Source organism: Oceanococcus atlanticus (assembly GCF_002088235.1).
GTDB classification, from domain to species: domain Bacteria; phylum Pseudomonadota; class Gammaproteobacteria; order Nevskiales; family Oceanococcaceae; genus Oceanococcus; species Oceanococcus atlanticus.
The window spans coordinates 1-3,613 of the sequence record NZ_AQQV01000012.1 but is presented as its reverse complement, the minus strand read 5'-3'; the positions used below and the strand labels follow the sequence as shown (position 1 = coordinate 3,613).

Annotated in this window: 4 protein-coding genes; all 4 read left to right on the top strand. The window is 49.1% G+C overall.

The window, feature by feature from the left end; translation table 11 throughout:
• On the top strand, positions 1-349 hold a 349-nt coding region (locus ATO7_RS16990; RefSeq protein ID WP_206044971.1), incomplete at its 5' end, for a hypothetical protein.
• Between the two features lie 841 nt (positions 350-1,190).
• Positions 1,191-2,006, top strand: coding sequence for a PIN domain-containing protein (locus ATO7_RS16680; RefSeq protein ID WP_083563553.1), 816 nt, complete (start codon positions 1,191-1,193; stop codon positions 2,004-2,006).
• 110 nt (positions 2,007-2,116) lie between these two features.
• A complete protein-coding gene (locus ATO7_RS16675) occupies positions 2,117-2,989 on the top strand; it encodes a toll/interleukin-1 receptor domain-containing protein (protein ID WP_083563551.1) in 873 nt (290 codons plus the stop codon).
• 104 nt (positions 2,990-3,093) lie between these two features.
• Positions 3,094-3,612 carry a hypothetical protein gene (locus ATO7_RS16670; protein ID WP_083563550.1) on the top strand — a complete coding sequence of 173 codons (519 nt, stop codon included), beginning with the start codon at positions 3,094-3,096 and terminating at the stop codon, positions 3,610-3,612.
• Position 3,613: the final 1 nt, after the last annotated feature.

Sequence of the window (3,613 nt, the reverse complement as noted above, 5' to 3'; positions counted from 1 at the left end):
TCCTCCTGAAGGAATCACCATCCGGTGTTTCAAGTTATCTGACGACGGACACAAAGGCACGGTTCGCATGGGCGAGGGCGAAGCATTGGTGGTAGTAAGGTATTTTCTTGGGTATTACCTGTTCACTATGCTAATCGCGCTCGTGATTGCATTGGCAGGGGGAGGCGCTGTGATGAAAACCCTCAGCAACGGAGTTCTTCCGGTTCAAGGCGTGGGCTTTTGGGTGGCATCTTTCGGTTTTTGCGCGTTGTTAATATTTGGCTTATATGTTTGGCTCACGTGGCGTAGTGCAACGAAACAAGAGCTCAAGTTAAAAATCCAACGGGCGGTTGGTGCGTATGCCGCATAACAACACGTTGCAGGTGACATTTGACCCGCGGCCCATTTTTGCTGACGCAAAAACAGGCATCGCCTCAAATGCACCTGAACGTGGGCGTTAGAAGGCAAGCGAATAATTTTGTGTGTTGGCTTGGTTGCCAAGAACTTAGGTCATCACATCTTCAAGCTGCTGGCCCTTTCGTTGTCAGCCGTCGCCGGTTTGAAAAATTGTGGTTTCGTTTAAGCTGTGAACAAGGGAATGCTTCGTTTGGTTTTTGGGGAACGCGAGCGTTTGCTGCTGCTGAAGGGGCGTAAGGCTCGTTGGCGTGGGCTAGTCCCTTCGCTAGGCTTGTTTTCGGCAGCTTGTAAAGCTGTGCAGAGTTGTCACGTCAGATGGCACATTTAACATCTGAAATGGCAGTCGTCAGAAAGGGGAGAGGGAGTGTTTAGTTCGGCTGTTCTATCAAGCTTGGGCGTACGTGCTCGGGAGCCAGGTGCGTTCGTTTGGCTCGGTTCCAATCATTCGTTGGTAGCGAGTTCTTGCATCAGATGGCACATTTTGTATTTGAAATGGTGGCTATCAGAGAGGGGAGAGGCGATGTTTGGTTCGGCTGTTCTGCTGGGCTTGGGCTTAGGTGCTCGGAAGCCAGGTGCTTTCGTTTGGTTTGGTTCCAATCATTCGTTGGTAGCGAGTTCTTGGCTTCCCGCCGCAGCATCACAACTTGGTTTGTTAAGAGCCGTGGAGACTTGCCGTTCTAACAAGCTGTTGCAGGTGACGTTTGACCCGTTGCCCACTTTTGCTGCCGCAAAAGCAGGCACCGCCTCAAACGCACCTGAACCGCGGCGTTATGTTTCTCGAGGAGTAGGTGACCGTGGCTGAAGATGTACTCGACACACTTCTGTTTGTAGACACGAATGTATTGCTCGATTTCTACAGAATCAGAAAGACTGACATTAGCTTGAAGTACCTGGAACAGCTTGAGGCTTGCAGAGACCGACTGATTACGGGTTCACAAGTTGAGATGGAGTACAAAAAGAACCGCCAGCGGGTAATCGTAGAATCACTTACGAATTTTCGAACACCTGATTGGAGCAAGCTAACTGGACCAGCGCTTGTAGCGGATCTTCAAGCGATGAAAATGATCGAAAAGAAGAAAAAGGAAATTTCTGCTCAGAGAGTGAAAGTAGATGAGAGGATTCAGAAGGTGCTTGGTGATCCCATTTACTATGATCCCGTCTATCAATGCTTGCAGCGAATTTTCAAAAATGATTGTCCATACAACCTTTCCCGCACTAAGAAGGAACGTTTCACAATCCGCAATTTGGCACGGAAGCGCTTCACCTTAGGCTACCCCCCGCGAAAGCAGTCCGACACATCTATCGGAGATGCCGTAAATTGGGAATGGATAGTTCAGTGTTCGATCCAGAGCGGCAAACACATCGTGATCGTTACTCGAGATACCGACTATGGCGCGATTTACGAAGGTAAATCCTACTTAAACGATTGGTTGAGACAAGAGTTTTCGGAACGAGTCAGCAAGAGAAGAAAGATTGTCCTTACGGACAAATTGGCTCAGGGCTTAAAAATTGTTCACGCCGCAGTTTCCAAAGAAATGGAAGAAGAAGAGCGCCGCCTTATTGCCGAGCTAGTTGGAACCAGCGATGACGTGTCAGAAGACGAAACATAACAAATCGCTGCAGGTGACGTTTGACCCGCCACCCACTTTTGCTGCCGCAAAAGCGGGCGTCGCCTCAAACGCACCTGAGCTCAGGCGTTAGGTGTCGCTAGGGAGACTTCATGGCTACGGTGAGGGAATACTTCGATAAAGTGTTGGGTCATTGTTTGTCCCTTCAAAACACGCTACTGGCCAAATCTCAACGAGGCGAAGATATAGCTTCGCTGATCGCAAAAATTGTTCTTGATCTAGAAGGGAACGCAAAATACTGGTCTTTTTACATTCCGGCTTGTAGTTCGCCCTTCGAAGCTGTTGCTGGTCTGTTTGCGGTTAACGAAGTGCAAAATTGTTCTTTTGGGCCGCAATCTGATGGGCTAGTCGTGGAAACAGGGTTTGCAGACTATCCTGAGCGAGCTAGTTCAGTTGACCTAGTCTTTACTCGCAGAGTGTTGTTGTACTTTGAAGATATTCTCGACCAGCGGTGCCGCGATGAAATCAAATCGTTGGGACGAGAGAGAGGTTTGTTCGTGATAATTCGAGACGCTGAATATGCGGAGGCCAAATCTCGTATAGAAAAGCCGTTGGCGTTTATCTCCCACGATTCTCGTGATAAGGATGATTTGGCGAGACCCCTGGCCGTAGAGCTTTCAAAGAAGATGTGCCCAGTTTGGTACGACGAATATTCATTGCGAGTCGGTGCCAGCCTACGTCAAAGCATTGAGTCTGGCTTGAAAGAAACGCGGCATTGCATCGTCATCCTCTCACCGAATTTCTTTTCCAACGACGGTTGGGGGCGAGCCGAATTCGACTCTGTCTATACCCGAGAAATCATCGAAAGGGAAAACGTAATTTTGCCTATTTGGCACGGGGTTACGGTAAAGCAAGTTTACGAATATAGTCCAAGACTTGCCGACAAGTTTGGCCTTAGTTCGGAGCTTGGCGTCGAAGAACTAGCAAGACGCCTGGAAAGGGAGATCAGGAGTGGCGACACCTAACAACACGTTGCAGGCGACGTTTGACCCGCTGCCCACCTTTGCTATCGCAAAAGCGGCCATCGCCTCAAACGCACCTGAACGTGGGCGTTGGGCATCAAAAGGACATGATTGTGATTGATCGGGCGATCGGACTCATTGGAATTGCACTTGCACTGTTGACCTGGGCGGTGGGGTACTATTTCCCAACAGCGCCAGTTTGGGTTGCCTCGATTGGCTATGGTCTGGGTGTGCTCTTGCTGGGTGTTTCCTTGGGGCTAATTTCTGCGGGTGGTTTACGGCGGAAACGTCAAGTAAAGGATAAAGCTTCACTTAAATTGCATGTTTATGGCGATCATCGAACACCAGACCGCTTAAGTTACGACAACATATTTAGGTGGTACTACCTACAAACAGGAATCGATGGCATCGGCCCTAACGGACAGGGGCGAAAAAGAATCGCCTCCTTCAGCACCTTGTTTGTAACCTTCGAAGATGACGTAAAAATCCACACGCTCAAGGTGAGTTCTCCTGACATGCAGCTTCCTGTATACGAGGTTAAAGAATTCAATCAGCGGTACACCATCATTGTGTTCGCAGATGCTGTTCCGAAAGGCACGCTAGAAATTGTAGCGTCGAGAAGTTGAT